This window comes from Paenibacillus amylolyticus (assembly GCF_051136285.1).
GTDB lineage: Bacteria > Bacillota > Bacilli > Paenibacillales > Paenibacillaceae > Paenibacillus > Paenibacillus amylolyticus_F.
This window is the reverse complement of the sequence record NZ_CP194938.1, coordinates 6590847-6611862: the sequence shown is the minus strand read 5'-3', so window position 1 is coordinate 6611862 and position 21016 is coordinate 6590847. Positions and strand designations below refer to the sequence as shown.

13 protein-coding genes are annotated in these 21016 nt (G+C 43.3%); 6 read left to right on the top strand and 7 right to left on the bottom strand.

From position 1 onward, the window contains the following. Positions 1–141 precede the first annotated feature (141 nt). The 4 genes from ACR8BL_RS28825 to ACR8BL_RS28810 all read right to left on the bottom strand — a co-directional run bounded on the left by ACR8BL_RS28825 (position 142) and on the right by ACR8BL_RS28810 (position 3058). Positions 142–588, bottom strand: coding sequence for a DMP19 family protein (locus tag ACR8BL_RS28825; RefSeq protein ID WP_434750705.1), 447 nt, complete (start codon positions 586–588; stop codon positions 142–144). Then, positions 585–1052, bottom strand: a complete 468-nt coding sequence (locus ACR8BL_RS28820; protein ID WP_434750704.1) for an Imm63 family immunity protein — start codon at positions 1050–1052, stop codon at positions 585–587. Before ACR8BL_RS28820 ends, ACR8BL_RS28825 begins: the two co-directional genes overlap by 4 nt. Before the next feature lie 72 nt (positions 1053–1124). Continuing rightward, positions 1125–2594, bottom strand: a complete 1470-nt coding sequence (locus ACR8BL_RS28815) for a protein adenylyltransferase SelO (RefSeq protein WP_434750703.1) — start codon at positions 2592–2594, stop codon at positions 1125–1127. Positions 2595–2749: 155 nt separating this feature from the next. Next, complete coding sequence (locus ACR8BL_RS28810; protein ID WP_434750702.1) at positions 2750–3058, bottom strand: Dabb family protein; 309 nt, start codon at positions 3056–3058, stop codon at positions 2750–2752. A gap of 205 nt (positions 3059–3263) precedes the next feature. Between ACR8BL_RS28810 and ACR8BL_RS28805 the strand changes: the two genes are divergently transcribed. After that, a complete protein-coding gene (locus ACR8BL_RS28805; RefSeq protein WP_434750701.1) occupies positions 3264–4115 on the top strand; it encodes an AraC family ligand binding domain-containing protein in 852 nt (283 codons plus the stop codon). A 5-nt stretch (positions 4116–4120) separates the two neighbouring features. Next, entirely contained in the window at positions 4121–5044 is a 924-nt protein-coding gene (locus ACR8BL_RS28800) for a DMT family transporter (protein ID WP_434752959.1), read from the top strand. A gap of 136 nt (positions 5045–5180) precedes the next feature. On the opposite strand, the gene ACR8BL_RS28795 is transcribed toward ACR8BL_RS28800, so the two are convergent. After that, entirely contained in the window at positions 5181–5897 is a 717-nt protein-coding gene (locus ACR8BL_RS28795; protein WP_434750700.1) for a pseudouridine synthase, read from the bottom strand. Positions 5898–6182: 285 nt separating this feature from the next. Here ACR8BL_RS28795 and ACR8BL_RS28790 point away from each other — a divergent pair, with 285 nt between their 5' ends. The 4 genes from ACR8BL_RS28790 (at position 6183) to ACR8BL_RS28775 (ending at position 10648) form a co-directional block, all read left to right on the top strand. Beyond that, the gene (locus tag ACR8BL_RS28790) at positions 6183–7391 is read left to right on the top strand and encodes an MFS transporter (protein ID WP_434750699.1); all 1209 of its coding nucleotides are present in this window, start codon (positions 6183–6185) and stop codon (positions 7389–7391) included. A gap of 106 nt (positions 7392–7497) precedes the next feature. Next, positions 7498–8736, top strand: coding sequence for an aspartate aminotransferase family protein (locus tag ACR8BL_RS28785; protein ID WP_434750698.1), 1239 nt, complete (start codon positions 7498–7500; stop codon positions 8734–8736). A gap of 31 nt (positions 8737–8767) precedes the next feature. Then, on the top strand, positions 8768–9805 hold the full coding sequence (locus ACR8BL_RS28780) for a zinc-dependent alcohol dehydrogenase (RefSeq protein WP_434750697.1): 1038 nt from the start codon (positions 8768–8770) through the stop codon (positions 9803–9805). Positions 9806–9904: 99 nt separating this feature from the next. After that, the gene (locus ACR8BL_RS28775; RefSeq protein ID WP_434750696.1) at positions 9905–10648 is read left to right on the top strand and encodes an HAD family hydrolase; all 744 of its coding nucleotides are present in this window, start codon (positions 9905–9907) and stop codon (positions 10646–10648) included. 163 nt (positions 10649–10811) lie between these two features. Here ACR8BL_RS28775 and ACR8BL_RS28770 read toward each other — a convergent pair whose 3' ends face one another. Together ACR8BL_RS28770 and ACR8BL_RS28765 are read right to left on the bottom strand one after the other, a co-directional pair. Continuing rightward, entirely contained in the window at positions 10812–10994 is a 183-nt protein-coding gene (locus tag ACR8BL_RS28770) for a YjfB family protein (protein ID WP_434750695.1), read from the bottom strand. Between the two features lie 189 nt (positions 10995–11183). Continuing rightward, on the bottom strand, positions 11184–21008 hold the full coding sequence (locus ACR8BL_RS28765; RefSeq protein WP_434758302.1) for an amino acid adenylation domain-containing protein: 9825 nt from the start codon (positions 21006–21008) through the stop codon (positions 11184–11186). Positions 21009–21016 lie beyond the last annotated feature (8 nt).

The window sequence follows — 21016 nt, the reverse complement described above, 5'->3', positions numbered from 1 at the left end:
TTTAATTATAGCCAGTATAGCGGAACGTTATAGGCATTGCAAGCGCAAGTATTCCGATAATGCATATTATTATAAAAATTAAAAGTTCTAATCCACAAAAACATTGCATCCTTGTAGGCAAAATTGACTATGCCAAGTTAATTACAACCTGATCTGAAGCTGGTCATGGTAATATACATAAGCCTTCTCAGCAACCTGATCCTCGTTATTCCAGAGCTGCTGATCTAGCTCATCCAGACGTTCTTCTTGCTCCGCTTCAAGATATTTCGGGATGTCCCATAGCCCGGTCAGTCTAGGATCATCTTCCAAATGCTCAAAACAAGCATACTGCTGCTGTACATTATCCAGAACCTGGTTGGCACCGATGGTTTGCAAAGCTCTGCAAGCCGCCACATACCCTTCTTCTCCCCAGTTACAAAAAAACTGTATAAAGCCGCCATTATAGACGTCGGCCTCCAAGAGCCACAATGCCGCAATTTCTTGTTCCACCTGGGAAAGCACAGCCCATCCTTGTTCTGATTTGTTCTTTTTCTCCACAAAAGTCAGAGCGTAATCATACCAAATATCTTGAATATCCTGTTCACTCATATCGAAGATTTCCCCTTTTTGGGTTGAACCGTTTCCAGCTCCCGGCGTTTACCCTCTTGGTGCCAGCTTAAATAGGGTTCACCAATTGCTCGAAAAGCATTGAATACGTTATCTTCTATCTCCTGCCACACTTCACTTGTGTAATCGAGATGGGTATTCACATTATCTACACCGTACTTCTTAAGCAATGTTACATGGGCAGCTGTAAAAATCATATCTTCCAATAACCAATAGAGCATCTCTTCAGTCTGCTCCAGCTTTTTAATCAACGAAGGTATACCACGTTCATAGATCGTTACGATGTAATGTTTATCACCGATTTCTACGTAAGGAACGCCTTCCCATTTGAATGACTCACCCAATCGGTTCACATAACTCTCCATCTGTTCTCTAGGATAAGCAGTTCTTGATAACAGTTCAAGAAGTTGTTCGACTAACTCCTGCATACTTAATATATTGGACATGAAAGTTACCTCCTAATGAAAAAGCTGCCATTTGGCAGCTCTATCCTTTTTTTTCTGTCAGCCTTGCATATTTTAAGTCCCGCAGAATGTTTGGTACGAAGTGTCACAGGACACAGGCAACGCACCGAATGCTTCCTGTTCCGGCGTATACGCATAAGGGTGCTGAACAATGTCCAGTAAAGGCTGGATTAAGCTGTAGTCCCCATCCTTCTCTGCTCGTTCCAGCACTTCCTCTACCTTGTCGTTCCGTGGAATAACCGCAGGATTATTTTGTTTCATAAGCTCTACCACGTCTTCGCTGGATTCGGGCTGCCCACCTAATCTTTCTGTCCAGCGTGCATGCCACTCCTGAAAATCTGACTTGTCATTCAGATTAGACGTTTCCAGTTTGTTCAAGGTCAGCGCCACGAACGTATTCGTGTAGTCTGCAGCATGCTTTTCCATTAGTTCAAGCAAATCCTTAATTAAGGTCTCATCTTCTGCTGCTTCCGTAAACAAACCGAGCTTGGCTCGCATCCCTGTTAACCAGTGATGATGATATTGCTCCGAGAACTGTGCAATAGCATCCTGAGCGATTTGTACGGCCTGTTCTTCATCTTCATGAAGCAAAGGTAACAACGTTTCTGCAAAACGCGCCAGATTCCAGCCTGCAATGTAAGGTTGGTTTCCATAGGCATATCGACCTTGTCTGTCGATCGAACTAAACACCGTTGCTGGATTGTATGTATCCATAAAAGCACAGGGTCCATAATCAATCGTTTCCCCGCTGATCGCCATATTATCCGTATTCATCACGCCGTGAATGAAGCCAACGCACTGCCATTTCGCAACAAGCTCTGCCTGAAGTTTGATCACTTCCTGCAGTAGGCTCAAATAACGCTGTTCGTTAGGCTCTACCTGTGGAAAATGGCGCTGCAATGTGTAATCTGCGAGCGCACGTATATCCTCTACCGAACCAAATTGCGCTGCATACTGGAAGGTAGCTACACGTATGTGACTGGCTGCAACCCGTGTGAGAATAGCCCCTGGACGCTCTGTTTCACGATAAATGTTCTCCCCTGTAGAGACAACAGCCAAGCTTCGTGTCGTAGGAATACCTAGACCAACCATCGCTTCACTAATAATATACTCCCGAAGCATCGGGCCAACAGCAGCACGTCCATCCCCACCGCGAGAGTAAGGCGTCCGCCCTGATCCTTTCAACTGAACATCGACTCGCTCCCCTTGCGGGGTAATCTGTTCACCCAGCAGCAAAGCACGTCCATCCCCAAGCATATTAAAGTTACCAAATTGATGGCCCGCATATGCTTGTGCGAGGGGAACTGCCCCCTCTGGTAAGTTATTGCCTGCAAAAATAGCCACTCCCTCGGGACTTTGCAGGAAATCGGCATCTAACCCAAGACTGTTTGCCAAGGTTTTATTAAAAATGATCCAATCTGGGGACTTTACAGGCACTGCATGTTGACTTGTATAAAACGACTGGGGAAGTTCTGAGTAGCTATTTTCAAGATTCCAGCCTGAATTTAATTTACTTTTTTCCATGGGTCACACTCCTTCTCCTAACCAAGAAACTTCTTTGTTTATCTTCATGTAGCTTTTGTGAACCCATGCTCATTTATGTAGTCACATGGAGATTCCAAGGTGAAGACAACTCTTGTTTAACAGGATCGTACGAAAGCTAAAACAACGAGCATTACTTACTTGGCGGGGATTGCATAATCCGTTACGATCACATTCTCAATCCAGCCATCCAGAGAGGATACGAACGCTTGATGTGCAGGATGTGGTCCATAGGCACGAAGCGCTTCCTGATCTTCAAATGTCACTCGTAATCCCAGGGTAAATCCCTGAATGCGATCCGTTTCCTCCGTTACATTCACTCCAGCCGTCAGATCAACGATCCCAGGAATTTGATCCTGTAATGTCAGTAACTGAGCTACAAACTCCTGCTGCTTGGCAGGTGTGATTTTATCGTTAAATTTGAAAATGACCAAGTGTTCAAACATATCATCCCATCTCCTTATCCATTACCATATCCATCAGAGGAAAATCTTTCATTCAAGTTCCACACTCTTATTTTAAATTAAACATAAACTGAACTCAAATAGACGTTCTCGATCCAACGCTCCGCTATAATAAGCAATATCGTTCAAGAAATCGGGCTTAGGTGCACGTTATAATCTCCTCACCATACCAGAAAGAAGGTGCATCATGAGTCGCGAAGTGCGAACCGTCGTTTTTGATTCAGATTTGCAGCTGGAGGCTTACCAATTCGAAGGTATCATGCAGAAATTTCCCAATCATTTTCACGAATATTACGTGATTGGATTTATTGAGGAAGGCAAACGACATCTGATCTGCAACAACGAGGAATACCTATTAAACAGCGGAGACATCATTATTTTCAATCCACAAGATCCACATGCCTGTGAGCAGGTAGACGGAAGGAAACTGGATTACCGCTGTATCAATATTGAGCCTGAGGTTATGCGAGAGTATGTACGTGAAATTACCGGACAAGCCTATTTGCCGAGGTTCTCCACCCATGTTTTATATCAAAGTGAACTCGTCTCCTCGCTCCATGACCTGCACCAGATCATACTTGAAGAGCAGTCTGATTTCTGTAAGGAAGAGATGCTTTTGCTGCTGCTGGATCAGTTGCTAAAAGATTATGCTGATATGGAACCCCCTGAAGCAGAACAAACTGTCACGTTGGAAATCAGGAAAATTTGCGAGTATATGGAAGCTCATTACACAAAAAACGTCAGCTTAAATGAACTATCTGAGCTTTCAGGGATTAGTAAGTACCATCTGCTGCGCCTCTTCACTCGCCAGAAGGGCATATCCCCCTATCGTTATCTGGAAACGATACGGATTAATCAAGCTAAACGTCTGCTGGAACATGGCGTACTGCCCATTGATGTAGCTGCACAGACGGGCTTCAGTGACCAAAGCCACTTTTCAAACTTTTTCAAAAAACTGATCGGTCTAACACCTAAACAATATCGACGTATCTTCAATCACGGTTCGGAGCCAAGACGATTACAGGAGAGCAAACGATGACTTCGATGCGTCATTATAGCAGCACGACTGGACACCTGCTCGCCTTATTTACCATCCTGATCTGGGGAACGACCTTTGTCTCAACGAAGGTGCTGCTAGAGGACTTTACACCTGTGGAAATCTTGCTGTTCCGTTTCTTGATTGGTTATCTGATCCTGTGGATAATCTATCCACGTGTTCAGAAAGTCTTTTCTTTTGGGGAAGAAGCCTTATTTATGGGCGCGGGTTTATGCGGTGTAGCTTTGTATTTTCTCATTGAAAATATCGCTTTAGTATATACAACAGCTTCCAACGCAGGTGTGATCGTATCCGTTGCTCCCTTCTTCACCGCTGTGCTTGCCCACTTCTTTCTGGTTGGAGAAAGGTTAACTCGCCGCTTCTTGATCGGATTTGGCATTGCGATGTGCGGGATCATTCTAATCACACTAAACGGAAGCTTTATGTTACAACTTAACCCCTTAGGGGATTTGCTTGCCTTTATCGCTCCGGCAGTATGGGCTATATACTCTGTTCTTATGCGCAAAATTGGCGTGCGAAACTACCCTGTGATAGGTGCAACCCGTAAGGTTTTTTTCTATGGCCTTCTCTTCATGTTGCCAGCACTCGCTTGGTTTGAATTCGATCTGAATGTTGCTCGGTTCACACAATTTAGTACGATATCAAACTTTCTCTTCCTTGGTGTGGGTGCTTCTGCGCTGTGTTTCGTAACCTGGAATCAAGCGGTAAAAATATTAGGTGCTATTCATACAAGTGTATATATCTATCTCGTACCCGTCATCACCATTGTCTCTTCTACACTGATTCTTCAGGAACGAATCACATGGGTGAGCATGTTAGGCGCATCCCTTACGTTGTATGGATCTTATGTTTCGGAAAGCACCAAGAGGCGGAAAAAAACAAGAAATTCTTTTGACAACATTACGTCGTAACACATAAATTACTCATCTTGAAAAGTCACGTAAAAACGTGTTCACTATAAAAACACGACCTCCACCAAAAGGGGGCGTGTTTTCTATGTTCGTCTGAATGAAGTTCTTCATTCTTTCGAGCTTGGCAAGCATGTTCTTACTCATCCCCTGCCTCGTTATGATCCAATTGAGACATAAGCAGCTCAAGTTCCTGCTGCTCCAGATGTCTCCATTCCCCCTTTTTTAACCGCTCATCCAGTGTAATGTTCATAATTCGAATGCGTTCCAGCTTGAATACCCTGTACCCCAGCGCTTTGCACATTCGGCGTATTTGCAGATTAAGCCCCTGTGTCAAAATAATTCGAAAGACATTCTCGCTCTGCCTGTACACCTCACACGGTTTGGTCACCACGTTAAGAATCTCCACACCTTGCGACATGGAATGTATAAATGCATCCGTAACCGGCTTGTCCACCGTGACAACATACTCTTTCTCGTGATGATGCTCTGAACGCATCATTTTGTTCACAATGTCTCCGTTATTGGTTAGTAAAATTAACCCCTCAGATGCTTTATCCAGTCGGCCGACTGAAAAAATGCGTGAAGGATAATTCACATACTGAATGATGTTGCCTTCAACATGCTCAGCTGCGGTACAGGTTATACCAACAGGTTTGTTCAGCACGATATACACGGACTCCGGATTCCGTTCTGGAATCTTCTCTCCATCCATCAGCACAATATCACCTGGTTCCACCGTATCTCCTTTTACACATACCCTGCCATTAATCGTAATTCTTCCGGCTGCAATGCGCCGATTCGTTTCTCTGCGGGAGAAATGTCCCGTCTCACTTATGTATTTGTTGACTAACATTCCTTCACCACTTCTTATCATAATAGCGTACAAACATTGACTCTACTCTACAGCAAAGCACCAAACCTCATCTTCTCATGAATTGAATAGTGACGCAACAGAGTCATTTTCGACACCATTTTTAAGTTTAGACAAGATGAATCAAAAGAATGATCTCTCCGCTAAAACCTAACAAAATTTTACAATAAAAAGCTTGTAAAATTTCAATATTATGGTATAAGTTAAGTATAAAATAAACATTTATTTCAATTTATAAAATTTATATCCACCTTAGGAGGTAGACACTTGAGAAGAATATTCGTTTTAAGTTGCGGCTTCTATCTGTTGATCGGTATCACCAGCGTTGTGCTTGGTGCCCTTCTGCCTGTTTTACTGCCTCATTATGAACGAGGTTACAGTGACGGAGGATTTTTGCTATTTTTGCAGTTTATCGGATTTCTTGTTGGCGTACTTGTGTCACCATCCTTGACAGCCAGAATCGGGCGAAAATGGATGCTTACCTTGGCGTTGATCTGTATTATTGCAGCTTATTTGGTGCTCGGAGGGTTACCTTCATGGAACATTCTGCTTCTGTTAACCATAATCGTAGGGTTTGGCTCAGGTATCATTGAACCTTCCGTCGGAGCCTTCACCATTGAATTCACGGAAAATCAAAAAGCGGTCGCCATGTCCAAACTGGATGTATTTTTCGCACTGGGTGCACTTCTCATTCCAGCGGCCGCCGCTTTATTCATCTGGCTAGACCAGTGGCACCTGACGTTCTTTACAGTTGCTGTCTCTGCACTAATTCTCATGATTACTTGGGTCACCATGCCTCGTTCTGCTGCACAATACCTGGAACAGGCCGGAGAAAATACGACCGCCCAAGGAACAGACAAAATTAGCTATTCCAAAAAACATCTGGGACTACTCTCGATCTTCGTTGTCTTTTTCTTTGTCTATATGGGACTAGAACTTGGATTGATGAATTTCTTGCCTTCCATTCTCGTGGAACGCCTGGAACTGAAAGAATCTATCGCTTCCCTAAGCGTCTCTATTCTGTGGATTGCCATGATTATCGGACGCCTGTTCTCGGGCAGAATTGCAGAAGCTGTCAACTATATGCCTTTCCTGATCTGGAGTACCATCGGCACACTGCTGTTCACGGTTTCCATGGTATTTGTGTCTGGTCAATGGGTGACGTATATACTGATTTTTGGAACAGGGTTATTTATGTCTGGGCTGTTCTGTATCGCACTCGTCTACGCGAATGTGTTGATTCCCGGCATGACAGAGAGGACAACCAGTATTCTGATTGCCTCCGGCGGTATTGGCGGTGCAACACTACAATATCTCACAGGATGGAGCATGAGCGCTTGGCCTATTGTTGGCACCATTATGATTTTAGCGGGATTCTGTCTACTTTTATTGCTGACACTGATCCTCTCTCACCTTTGGAACAATCGCAATGAAACACTAAGCTCTACATTCCCCCACCAAACCAAAGAAGTATAAATTTTTAACTCATAGTTTCCTTACTTGAAAGGGGTGATGCCCAAACCATCCGGATCAGATCATATCGTTCACCCAGCTTGTACACTAAACTTTTGGAGGAATCTGCATGCAAACTTTAACCAATAACCGCTTTATAGTCGGAAAAGGGATTAAGTTGATTGACGATTCAGGTGTGGAGTATTTAGACGGTGTCTCGGGCACGTTTAATCTGTCCTTGGGATATAACCATCCACATGTAGTCAATAAAATACAGGAACAAGTCGGCAATCTTACGCATATGTCATCCTCCTTCACCGAACCTTATGTCAACGAAGTATTGGATCACTTGATTGAGTTCGCTCCGAACCAGATTGATGCCGGATGGATGCGGGATATTACCGGCTCCACAGCCAATGAATGTGCAACTAAAATTGCTCAGAAATATACAGGCGCTACGGACATCATTAGCTTGTATCTTTCTCACCATGGACAGACCCAATTTGCAACGGGCATCTCAGGGAATGCCTTCAGACGTAAGCGATTTCCAAACTCATCTGCACCGAATGCAGTTCATGTACCCGCACCATATTGTTATCGCTGTCCGTTCAAAAGCGAAAGCAGAGAGTGCGGATATCAATGTATTGAAGCGATATCTGATGCCATTGACTATACCAGCTCCGGCTCGGTTGCTTGTATGATTATTGAGCCCATTCTCGGAAATGGCGGCAACATTGTACCACCGCTCGGATACTTCAAACGCCTTCGTAAACTATGTGATGAGAACAACATGCTTCTTATTGCGGATGAAGTCCAGACAGGTGTAGGCCGAACAGGAACGATGTTTGCCAGCGAACTGTTTGATATCCAGCCCGACATGATTACACTTGCCAAGGGACTTGGTGGCATTGGCGTGCCTGTAGCTGCTGTATTGATGCAATCCCGTTTGAATGTGCTCGAAAAACATGAGCATTCCTTCACCTCAGGTAGCAACCTGATCTCGGTCACCGCTGCCAAGTCCACGCTGGAGGTTGTCTCCGAACCGGGATTCCTGGATGCAGTCAAGCGAAAAGGAATTTTGCTTGGAGAACTGCTGCAGGAACTCGCTTTGAAATATCCTGGCATCGGTGAAGCTCGCGGTGTTGGACTGATGTGGGGACTTGAAATCGTGGGTGATAACAACGAACCAGATACCCCAAAAACCAATGCAATCATTGACCGTGCTTTTGAAGATCAACATCTGATCCTGCGCAGTTCGCGATACGGCTTCGGTAATGTCGTTAAAGTACGCCCTTCTCTGACAACAACGGAAGACGAGTTGGTCGAGATTGTTGATCGATTGGATTCCGTGCTGGCCAGCGTTCATTAATCTGTTTCTAAGAATATAAGGAGGTTTTAACATGCTTGCATTAGTATATAAATCTGCATGGGATGTCGCACTAGAGGAACGACCTGTTCCCGAGATTACAAGAGACAATCAGGTTCTTGTCCGTATACGGGCAACCGGGGTGTGCGGAACCGATCTTGGCATTGTCAGCGGCAAATATCATGCGATTCCTTCCGTCATTCTTGGACATGAATCAGCGGGAGAAGTGATTGCTGTAGGTTCCGCCGTCTCAACGCTGCAGCCTGGAGATCGCGTTGTCATTGATCCTACGTACTACTGTGGTCAATGTGACATGTGCAGAACAGGCAGACAGAATCACTGCACCCATAAATCCGTTACGGAAACGGGAGTAAGTGCGGATGGCACCTTCACGGATTATTACGTGACCGAAGATCGCTTTTTATATAAATTAAAAGATCATGTAAGCTATGAAGAAGCAACGTTAACCGAGCCCCTAAGCTGCATGCTGACAGGCATTAACCAGATTCATTTGTTACCGAATTTCAGAACAATTATTCTTGGAGCCGGGCCGATTGGCATCCTGTACAGCTATGCGCTTGCTTCCAAAGGTGTCACTGGAAGTCTTGTCGACATCTCCGAAGAACGTTTAGCCATTGCAGGCTCCATCGCACCCGACCGCTGGCAAGTTCATTCTTCCTTTGAACAGGCGATTGCGGACATCGCTCCAACAACCGGACAAGTCGATATGATTGTGGACACCACTGGTGTTGTAGGCACACAAGTATTGTCACAGCTCGCCAGCGGCGGATATTTAATGCTGGTTGGTTTACGTGATGGCAATACGTCCTTCAATCCGAAGGAAGTTGTAGATCGCAGTCTGAAGATCATTGGCTCTATCGACTCACTTGGAACATTTGCAACCGCACATTATATGATTGAGCAACAGATTATACCTGCTAAAAAAATCATAACCCATTCCTTCCCTCTAGAAGATTATGAAGAAGCGTTCCGTACATTGGGATGTGATATCCCTGGACGTACCCTACAAGCTTCATCTCATGCTATTAAGGTTGTGTTGCAATCCAGTTAATTCAGTTTGCCTCAAGCTGGAATGAAGGATAGAATGCTGGATAAAAAGAAGTTAAACTTGAACGTATCTGAATCACTCACTTAATAGGAGGAACGCAGCATGAGAGCAAAAGAGGAAGCTGAACGTCTGGATATGAATGAGAATGGAGATCCGTCCATTCAAGCAGTCATTTTTGATATGGATGGCGTTCTGATTGACAGTGAACCGATCTATTTTGAGATTGAGCGTAGTTCATTTGATCATTTTGGTGCAGCCGTGACGCAAGAAGAACATCATTCTTTTGTCGGAGTAACGCTGGAATCCATGTGGAAGCAAGTCATTGACAAGTATCAGGTCAAGGTACCCCTGGAAGAGATTCTTGCGTATCATCAGCATAATGTGATGGAGAAGATGTTTACTCATCCTGAACTTACTGCCATGCCTGGCGTGGAACGGTGGATTAAATGGTTGCATGAACAGCGCATCCCGATTGCCGTTGCCTCCTCTTCCCCCCGGGCACTCATTGATCTAATCATGGAGAAAACAGGATTGGGCTTGTACTTTGAAGTGCGCATGACTGGTGAAGAGGTTGAACATGGCAAACCAGCCCCGGACATTTTCCTCGTGACAGCCGAGCGAATCGGCATATCTCCGGCACAATGCCTCGTTATTGAGGATTCACGTAATGGTGTTCAAGCCGCCAAAAGTGCAGGCATGCGCTGCATCGGCTATCATAATCCAGGTTCAGGGGATCAGAATCTCTCCAAAGCTGACGTGCAAATTTCCAGTTACGACGAGTTATGGGCGATGAAGGATTCATTATCTTTTAAAAGCTCTACACCGGACTTATCGTTAACAATATAATATGAGCCTACAACAAAAATCGATGTGTTAATTCGGACTTATGATTTCATAGCGCAAAACAAACGCGAAGCAGCTTCAATTCCTGTGAATTGAAGCTGCTTCGCGTTATGCTTGCTGCATGTTTTGTAAAGCATACCAAACTTAAGATACGGTCGGAACTGGCCTAACCTGAAATATCCAGACTCCCACCCAAGTTAGGATGAGGAGCAGGCACGGATTTTAACATCTCTGCCATCTGTTGACCTTGCTGCTGCGCCATGTCTTTCGTAATAGACATCACCTGCAGACTCGCCGCTTGTGCTACCGAAGCCTGGTTCATCATCATTGACATTGCTGCAATATCCATGTGAACCCTCCTTTCCTTATCTTCGCGTATAGGTGTACTTATTATATATCGGTTAGAAGGAAGCAAATGTTACAACTCATCATCATACCTTCAACAAATAGGATCGAAAACAATGACAACAGCAACAACAACACCCCAAAAAGCTACTTGGATTCATTAGAACCAGAACTGTTTGGGGTGATCGCTGCTTTAATAACTTTTCGATGTGATCAAGTCAAGGTCGTTGATGTGAACTTCCGGGTTTGTTACCACTTGTTGAATCACAGAAATAAAGTTGTTCTGAATCTGTTCCACCGTGGTGAGATCATATACCTTGGCATTGTACATTAATATGATTTTCATTTGCTCATGGGGTTTAATAATTAAAGTAAAATCGAAACTGTTGTGTTCCGTTCCCCCGACATTCGTGATTTCAAGAGGTACTTCACCTTTTTTCCCTAGATTCTCCAGCTGATCCTGTACCGGAAAATTTTGATATACGACAACATGGTTAATCAAATCTTGTTTCTGCTTGGTCAGATTTTGAATATCATATAACGAGTACGTATCATACGCGTGCGAATCCACAGCCTGTACCTGGTTCCTTTTCACTAGTGATATAAAGGACTCTTCACCCTTAGTGCGGATACGAACAGGAATGGCATTAATAAATAGTCCAATCATGCTTTCAATCCCAGGAATAACTGGGGGTCTGCCCGATACAACACTGCCAAATACGACATCTTTACTTTCATTATATTGCTGCAGTAATACGCCCCACGCGGTTTGCATAAATGTATGCACCGTCACCTGCTGTTGCTCCGCAATTTGTTTCATTCTCTGAACCAGCGCCTCATCCAAGTGACAGTTTAGCGTTCTGGAATCCTGTCTTTCATGCTGCGGTTTAGTTTTCCCTCCAGGTAATCTGGTTTGTCCATCATAACCTTCCAGGTAACGACTCCAGTAGGTTATCGCTCGTTCATTGTCCTGCTGCTCCAACCATTCAATGAATTCACTATATGGTGTTAACAGGCTCATTTCAGGTTTTCGATTTTCCCGAATCGCAAAATAATTCTCGAAAATCTCTTTACTGATCAGAGACATACACCAGCCATCCATCAAAATATGATGAAAACTCCAAATGACATGATAATTTTCTGGGGCTGTTCGTATAACAGACATCCGTATTAACGAATCTTTTTGCAAGTCAAATCCTCTAGCCTGATCCTGCTTGATGTATTGATTGATATACGTTTTACGCTGCAATTCACTTTTGCCTGTTATATCCTCAACTTTAAATTCAAATTCCTTCTCCTGATATACAATTTGAAGAGGAATGTCCAGCATTCCAGTGTAAAAATTAGTTCTTAATATCGCATGTTTTTGCATGATTTGATCCAGGCTTTGTGCAAAAGAGACAACATCCAAATCTCCGGCCATATCAAACAAGATTTGTACAAAGTACGCACCCGAAACGGGATTCCGCTCACTTTCGTACAGCATTTCCTTTTGCAAAGGGGTAAGTGGATACACATTCTCAATTTGACCGATATTTCGGGTATATTCAACCATTTGATCCCATTGATCTAGTGTCAATCCCTTAAGTGAAAGATCGCTTGGGGTAAGTTCCGTTTGTTCTTTAATGATGCAATGCTCGATTACTTTACGAAGGTTATCCTTATAAGAATAGGCCAGTTGCTCCATCGTTTCTCGTTGATATTGTTTCTGACTATAATTGATAGTCAGTGACAATTTCCCTTCTACAACAATACTGTTGATATTAAGCACAAACGGTCTCTTGTTATTTTCACTGACGGAAGGTCCACTGGAATACGTTGAAAATTGAATACCAGCCTGATCCGAATCCTGATTTATTTGACCCATATAATTAAAACTGATTTCGGGATTTCTCTCTAATTTGCCTCCTTCATTCTCCGGTGACAAGTACCTCAAAATCCCGTAACCGATCCCTTTATTCGGGATCTGGCGCAGTCCTTCCTTGACGGACTTGATTCTTCTGGATATGTTAGCCCCCGCTTCCATAGCAACTATAACCGGATACATGCTCGTAAACCATCCCACGGTACGCGTAATATCCAGTTCTGGAAGAATGTCTTCCCTGCCGTGCCCTTCCAGGTTCACGACCACTTTATCCATGCCTGTCCAATCATGGACAGCCATTCCCAGAGCCGTAAGCAATATATCATTAATCTCTGTATTGTACGCACGGTGGATCTGCTTTAATAATCGCTCCGTTTCCTCTGCCGTCCAATGCAAGGTAATCGTTTCGCTGTCTTTTCCAATCGTCTCCTTACAATCCATGTCTTTAGGGAGAGGACTTAGCTCAGCCTGATCTACAGAATACCAGTAAGAGTACTCTTGTTTCATCAAAGCATGATCTGAAAAAGTAGACAAACCTTCTGCCCATTGTTTAAACGAGGTTGTTTTTTGAGGTAGACAGATTTCTTCTCCCCTCAGGAATTGATCAAACCCAGTTTGTATATCTTCATATAAAATGCGCCATGATACCCCATCAATCAACAAATGATGAATCGCAATCAGCAAATGACCCCCTTCAGCACATTGAAACAAACCTAGTTTAATTAATGGACCGTGAGACAGGTTTAAGCTGCTCTGGATTTCTCTAGCTTTATTTTCCACCAAGGGTGCCGGATCAGATTCATTCTTCAGATTGAAGGTATCCAAACTGTATAAACCGTCTTCTTCAGATCCGCGGTTCCACACTTCATACCCGCCTTCTGGTACCTGACGATAAACGATGCGAAGTGCATCATGCTGCTCGACAATTTTCTTCATGATGCTGTGAATGAAGCTGATATCGAACCCGTCTTTACGGAAGAACATCATTTCTTGATTATAGTGATGTGCATCCACCATGTCCTGATCAAAGAACCAGTGCTGAACAGGTGTCAGCATGACTTCTCCTGTTACTTCCCCCTGATCATACTGTGTGCTCACAGATGTGACGTGTTCACTTAATTCCGCTACAGTTGGATAGACAAAAAAATGTTTCATTTCCACTTTATAGCCTGATTGAAGCAATCGTGATGCTACTTGAATACATTTGATTGAATCTCCCCCAAGTTCAAAGAAATGATCTGATCTGCTGATTCTCTGAACGCCAAGCACAGCTTCCCATGCAGAAATGATTACTTGTTCCACTGGGCTTTGTGGTGCCATATATTCAGCTGCCTGATCTACACGTTCCTGTGGTGAAGGCAATGCCTTCCGGTCAATCTTGCCATTCGAAGTTAACGGAATATGCTCTAATTGAACATAATACGACGGGATCATGTAATCCGGGATTTCATGAGCTAATGCTGATCTGATCTCCTTGGCTGATAATGCGCCGCTACCTTTCCAATAAGCACATAATTGCTTTGATCCATCCTCATGTTCAGGGGCGATCACAACCGCTTCCTGGATCGTTTCTATTTTTAAAATAGCCGTTTCCACTTCACCCAGTTCAATACGATAACCCCGGATTTTCACCTGATGATCGATTCGTCCCAAATATTCAATATTACCATCTGGCAACCACCTGGCAGCGTCTCCAGTTCGGTACATCTTCCCTTTGGTGATCGAGGCATATTCTACGAATTTCTCTGCTGTCAGCTCAGGTCGGTTCAGATAACCTCTCGCCAGCCCTTCCCCTGCGACATACAGCTCTCCTTGAACACCAACTGGCTGCAGTTGTTGATGGGTGTTTAATATATAGGCTTGCAGTGTCGGGATCGGTTTACCAATGTTGCTCTTGCCCGCCTGTATTTCCATTTCAGTGATTTCCTTATACGTCACATGAACGGTGGTTTCAGTGATGCCATACATATTGATCAACTGAATGAATGGATATTTTCCCCTCCAGTTTTTTAATAAAGTCGGATTAAGAGCTTCCCCTCCAAAAATCACTTTTCTTAAATTCAGACTTTCTCCGTGACTTGTTAATTCCTCCTGAAGAAGATGGTAAAAATACGTTGGCGTTTGATTCAAAATGGTTACTTGCTCATTTCTTAACAATTGTAAAAATTGCTGCGGACTTCTAGCTGTCATTTGGGGTACGATAACCAGTTTTCCACCATAGAGCAAGGCACCATACATTTCCCATACTGAGAAATCAAAGCAAAAGGAGTGGAACAGCGTCCATGTATCTGATGGTTTGAAATCAAACCTATTTTGACTGTTAAACAACAATCGAACCACGTTTTTATGTTCAATGCATGTGCCTTTGGGTTTCCCTGTCGTTCCCGAAGTATAGATCACGTAGGCCAGCCCTGTTGGGCAAACAGTTACTCCCAAGTTGGAATCATCTTCATGATAAGCGTCTAATTCATCAAAGTTGATGGTTTCTCCTTTAAAAGAGATACGTTCCTGTATATGTCGCTGCAGCAGCAATACATGTACACCCGAATCTTCAAGCATGTATTTCACACGATCTTCTGGATATTCAGGATCAATCGGAACATATGCCCCCCCTGCTTTCAAAATCGCAAGGATTCCTACCACCATGTCTAATGATCGTTCCGTAATAATTCCAATTAACTGATCTTGTTGAATCCCTTTGCCATACAGCGTTCTTGCCAATTGATTGGCTTTCCTGTTCAGTTCCTGATAGGTCAACTGTTGACCTTCGAACACAACTGCGACGTGTTCAGGAGTTCGTTCCGCCTGCTCTTCAAACAGTTCATGAATTGTTTTATCCGTGGGGTATTCAGCCTTGGTGTCATTAAAAGATTCCAATATCTGCACTTTCTCATCTGCTGTCATCAGGTCTATAGCATCGATCTGGATAAGCGGGTTGTCGGCCACCTGCTCCAGCAGTTGAATCAAATGACCTTGAATCCGTTCTATGCTTGCTCGATCATAGACATTGCCGTTGTAATAGAACATGCATTTCATGGCTTGGCCTGGTTTGATAATCAGGTTAAAATCATAATTCGTTTGTTCATCTGCTTCTACATTTGTGATTTGAAGTGCTGTCTTCTCCTGATCTCCGAACTGTTCCGTAATGCCTTGTACCGGATAATTTTCAAAAACGAGAATATGATCAATCAAATTTTGCTTTTGTCGGGTTTCCGCTTGAATCTCATATAATGGATACGTTTCATGCGGATGCGAAGCGACAGCTTGCTCCTGATTCCGTTTCATCACCGCAGCAAATGTTTCGTTTACCTGCGATTGAATTCGAACTGGGATCGTATTGATGAACAAGCCGATCATGCGTTCAACTCCAGCAATCCCTGCTGGTCTGCCTGATACCACACTCCCAAATACGACATCTTGACTGTTGCTGTATTTCTGTAGCAGCATTCCCCAAGCAGTCTGCATTAGCGTGTTCAGTGTTACCTGGTTCTGACTCGCGACATATGAGATACGCCCTGTTAATTCCTGACTCAGGGTGCAAATTAGATTTTCCGATTGATATTCGTTACTTTTCCGATGGATATGTTCTTTTGGTAAAGCGGTTTGCTCCTCATATCCTTGCAAGTAGTCACTCCAGTATTTCAAAGAGGTTTCATGATCCTGTTTATCCAGCCATTCGATATAGAGTTTGTAAGGGGCAGCTGCCTGTTCCTCACTTCTCCGTTGTTCAAGTATCGCAAAATAACCATCAAACAGCTCCTGAATTACAAGAGAAAGACACCAGCCATCCATTAAAATATGATGATAATTCCAAATGAAACGATAGGTTTGATCCTGTGTTTGCAAGATCGAAATCCTCATCAACACATCCTTAGACAAGTTAAAACCCTTCATTTTATCTTTCCTTGTATAGTCTGCAACGTATGCGTCACGATCTTCTTCCTTCATTTCACGTAAATCTTCGTATAAAATCCCGTTTGGTTTATGACGGTAAACCACTTGTAAGGGACCGTGTTTCCATTGGCCATGAAAATTCGTTCTGAGAATCGAATTCCGCTCAATGAGTTGATCCAAACTTCTTTCAAATGCTCTCACATCTAAAGAACCGTGAAGATCTAGCGTCGTTTGAAGTACATATGCCTCCGAACCTTCATAACGTAAATGATGAAAAAACATCCCGTTTTGCATCGGTGACAACGCATAAATATCTTCGATTTCACCAATACGCTCAGATTGGCAAACCAGATCTTCTAATTCTTCAATGCTCATCCCTTTCAAGGATAGATCACTTGGTGTTAATTCCGGCTTCTCTTTGCTCAAGCAGTGCTTTGTTAATGCTTGCACATGGTTCTTGAAATAGGCCGCCACTCGTTCCATCGTTTCTTTATGATATTGTGTACGGCTGTACTTCAAGGACAAGGACAATTTCCCTTCCATAATCAAAGCGTTAACATCGATAAGAACATTTTTTCTGTGATTCTCACTTGCTGTAGCTCCACCGGAATAAGGAGACATTTGCATCCCGCTATGTTGAAGATCCTGATCAAATTGTCCCAAATAGTTGAAACTAATTTCAGGATTCAAGGTGAATGGAATATCTTTCTGATGTGTACTTAAATATCTTAAAATCCCGTATCCAATCCCCTTTTTAGGGATGTTGCGAAGGATCTCTTTGTTTGCTCTGATGAGCAGAGATATATCGGAATGTTTTTTCATGTTAAGCACAACCGGGTATTGGCTTGTAAACCACCCGACCGTTCGTGTAATATCAAAACCCGGAATAATAGATTCTCTACCATGTCCCTCTAGATTGACAAGAACTTGATCACTGCCCGTCCATTGATAAATTGACATGCCTAGTGCGCTAAGCAAGAGATCTGTAATCTCTGTGTTATACGCACGATTTGCATGTTTCAATAACTGCTCCGTTTCCGCTACCGTCCATTCCATCGTTAATTCTTCGCTGTCTTTTTCCAGGGCATAACTTCTTTTGAAATCGGTTGGCAATGGTTTAAAAGAGGATTGTTCAATTACACTCCAGTATTCCAATTCCTGTCTCATAACTTCGCTGTCCGCGTATAACTGCAACTGCTCCGCCCATAATTGAAACGATGCCGTTTTCAGTGGCAACTGCATCGGTCTTGCACGTCTTAACTGTTCATAGCTCTTTGATATATCTTCAATCAAAATTCGCCATGAAACCCCGTCGATCACCAAATGATGAATCACAATCAATAGATGATCGCCGTCTGCGCATTGAAACACACACAATCTCATCAAAGGGCCCTGCTCCAAGTTGAACAATCGTTGGAGTTCATTGGCTTTCTTCTCGATTTGAAGCGATGGTTCTAGTAACGACTTCAAGTCCATTATTTCTAACGTATAGAATGACTTGGTTTGGTCCAGCCCTGGATTCCACTGCTCATAACCTGGTTCGGTTTGATGATACACTGTGCGAAGTGCGTCATGATGCTCAATCATTTTATCAAACACCTGACGAAGGGTAGTCTCGTGAAAACCTTCTTGCCTATACAACATGATGGACTGATTATAGTGATGAGGATCCACCTCGTACTGCTCAAAAAACCAATGTTGGATAGGCGTCAGTAACCCTTTGCCTGTGACGACTCCCTGGTCAGATTTTGTGCTTATGGGCTGAACATAAGGAATTAGGCTTGCAATGGTTGGGTTCTTAAAAAGATGGTCCATCTGTACCTGATAACCGGCCTGGTATAACCTCGAAGATACTTGAATCGACTTAATTGAATCCCCGCCCAGCTCAAAGAAATTATCCCGGAGCCCGATATTCTGCACCCCCAGTACACTTTCCCAAATAGATACCAGTTGTTGCTCCATGATGGTGCGCGGCGCTTCGTATTCCATTCCCTTCAACATATGTTCTTTGGGAGCGGGCAGTGCTTTACGATCCAATTTTCCATTGGATGTAAGCGGCATCTGATCCAATTGGACAAAATAGGCTGGTATCATGTAGCTTGGCAAATGCATGGATAGTTCTTCACGCAGCTCCGTAATGGTCATTGCTTCCACTCCTACGAAGTAGGCACATAATTGCTTTGTACCCGCTTCGTCTTCAATGGCGATTGCAATAGCTTCTTGAATACCGGTTATATTTAAAAGGGCACCCTCCACTTCACCAAGTTCAATCCGGTATCCACGAATTTTTTCTTGATGGTCCATTCTTCCGATATATTCAATATTTCCATCAGGCAGCCATCTTGCAAAGTCACCTGTCTTGTACATCTTCGCTCCAGGCACAAACGGATCATCTACAAATTTTTCCGTCGTCAGGTCAGGACGATTCAAGTAACCTCTGGCGAGTCCAGCACCTGTTACACATAATTCTCCCTGCACTCCAGCAGGTTGCAGTTCACGCTGTTCACTTAAAATGTAGATTCTATTATTCGCAATGGGCTTCCCGATAGAGATATATTGCTCCGTGGAGTTAATTGTAAGAACTGTAGATACCACACTATTTTCAGTCGGGCCATACTCGTTGCATACTTCAATCCTTGGATTGATATGGTTTAAACGGTGAATCAACGAGGGCACAATTTTCTCTCCCGCAGCAACTACATTTTTCATCGAAGCCCAATCCTCTGCTTGTGCTTGTTCCAAAAGAGTCATCAAGAAACTGGGCGGGCTTTGAATATGCGTAATTTTCTCTTTCCTGATCATCGAATTGATGGCTACCGCATCTTTACATTGCTGCCCGTTTAATAGGTACACCGTTGATCCTGAGATCATCGGACCAAAAAAGTGAGTAATGAACGAATCAAACACAAAGGGATTCAGCATTAATACTCGGTCGTTACCGCTAAAATGATAAAAATCCGATTTCCATTGTAAAGAATTCACAATGCTGGCGTGTTCAATCATGACACCTTTGGGATTGCCAGTTGTTCCTGACGTATAGATCATATAGGCTAGGTCACTTGCACTGGCTGAGTGCTCCAGATTCAAATGACTGTTACTGGAATGGGCAGTATCTTCGAGAAGGATAGACATTCCCATATATTGCTCAGGTTTTTGGATATGACTGTGATGCAGCAACCAAGCCGCATTGGAGTCCTCAAGGATAAATTGAATACGATCTGCAGGATATTCCGGATCAATCGGGACATAAGCTCCCCCAGCTTTCAGAATACCTAATAATCCTACAATCATCTTCAGTGAGCGTTCCGCCATGATTCCAACGAATTGCCCTGTCTGCAATCCTTTAGCTTGAAGTGTCCGGGCCAATTGATTGGATTGTTGATTTAAATCTCTGTAGGTTAATACACTACTCTCAAATCTGACAGCAGGATGATCTGGCGTCCGCTCCGCCTGTTCTTCAAATAATTGATGCATTAACTTATGCTGCGGATAAGCCACCTTTGTTTCGTTAAAATCGAACAACAGCTCGTTCCGTTGAGCAGTTGACAACATTTCGACTTGACTCAACGCCAGATCGGGTTGGTGCAATAGGACAGCAAACAACTGATCCAGATGCTCTGCGGCTTGCATCATATAATCTTGATCATAACGCTCTGCGTCATAGGTTAATTTCAATTGAACATTTTCGTTCTCCAGATCAAAGTGAAACATCGTCGCCGCTCTTACGTTATTGTCATCAGGGACCGTCTGAGCTTTCCCTAATGAAACCAATGTATGGATCATTGGTACGTGGTTCAAATCGTACTGAATATTTAAACGTTCAACCATTTTTCTGAAAGAAATTTGTTGATGTTGGATAGCCTCACTGAAAATGACCTTCATTTGATTAAATATAGACTTAAACGACATCGTATGATCGATATTGTTTTTTAAGAGAAGAACCTTATTCGAGAGCGTCAAGTCACTGTTCTTCTCTTCCATCACTCTCATGCCCATCATTATTTGGGTTTCATTGGTGTATTTATATAAGAGACATTGAACTCCGGATAATAATATCGTGTACATGGCCATGGGATTGTTTCTAGAGATAGATTTGATTTTATTAGATACTTCGACTGACAATGGCTTATAAATATAATTTTGTTGGTTAGTATCGTGGGCGTGTTTGAAATCTATTTTGCAATAAGGCAAATGAACAAGAACATCTTCTTCTTCAAATCGGCTTGCCCAATACATTTCTTGTTTCTTAAATATAGACATACGGCACC

What these genes read in the sequence shown, in the direction of transcription:
- ACR8BL_RS28805 (WP_434750701.1), top strand. Translation starts at nt 3,264, where the DNA reads ATGAGTCGCGAAGTGCGAACCGTCGTTTTTGATTCAGATTTGCAGCTG.
- ACR8BL_RS28770 (WP_434750695.1), bottom strand. Translation starts at nt 10,994, where the DNA reads ATGGATATTGCAGCAATGTCAATGATGATGAACCAGGCTTCGGTAGCA.
- ACR8BL_RS28785 (WP_434750698.1), top strand. Translation starts at nt 7,498, where the DNA reads ATGCAAACTTTAACCAATAACCGCTTTATAGTCGGAAAAGGGATTAAG.
- ACR8BL_RS28780 (WP_434750697.1), top strand. Translation starts at nt 8,768, where the DNA reads ATGCTTGCATTAGTATATAAATCTGCATGGGATGTCGCACTAGAGGAA.
- ACR8BL_RS28810 (WP_434750702.1), bottom strand. Translation starts at nt 3,058, where the DNA reads ATGTTTGAACACTTGGTCATTTTCAAATTTAACGATAAAATCACACCT.
- ACR8BL_RS28800 (WP_434752959.1), top strand. Translation starts at nt 4,121, where the DNA reads ATGCGTCATTATAGCAGCACGACTGGACACCTGCTCGCCTTATTTACC.
- ACR8BL_RS28825 (WP_434750705.1), bottom strand. Translation starts at nt 588, where the DNA reads ATGAGTGAACAGGATATTCAAGATATTTGGTATGATTACGCTCTGACT.
- ACR8BL_RS28820 (WP_434750704.1), bottom strand. Translation starts at nt 1,052, where the DNA reads ATGTCCAATATATTAAGTATGCAGGAGTTAGTCGAACAACTTCTTGAA.
- ACR8BL_RS28775 (WP_434750696.1), top strand. Translation starts at nt 9,905, where the DNA reads ATGAGAGCAAAAGAGGAAGCTGAACGTCTGGATATGAATGAGAATGGA.
- ACR8BL_RS28815 (WP_434750703.1), bottom strand. Translation starts at nt 2,594, where the DNA reads ATGGAAAAAAGTAAATTAAATTCAGGCTGGAATCTTGAAAATAGCTAC.
- ACR8BL_RS28795 (WP_434750700.1), bottom strand. Translation starts at nt 5,897, where the DNA reads ATGTTAGTCAACAAATACATAAGTGAGACGGGACATTTCTCCCGCAGA.
- ACR8BL_RS28765 (WP_434758302.1), bottom strand. Translation starts at nt 21,008, where the DNA reads ATGTCTATATTTAAGAAACAAGAAATGTATTGGGCAAGCCGATTTGAA.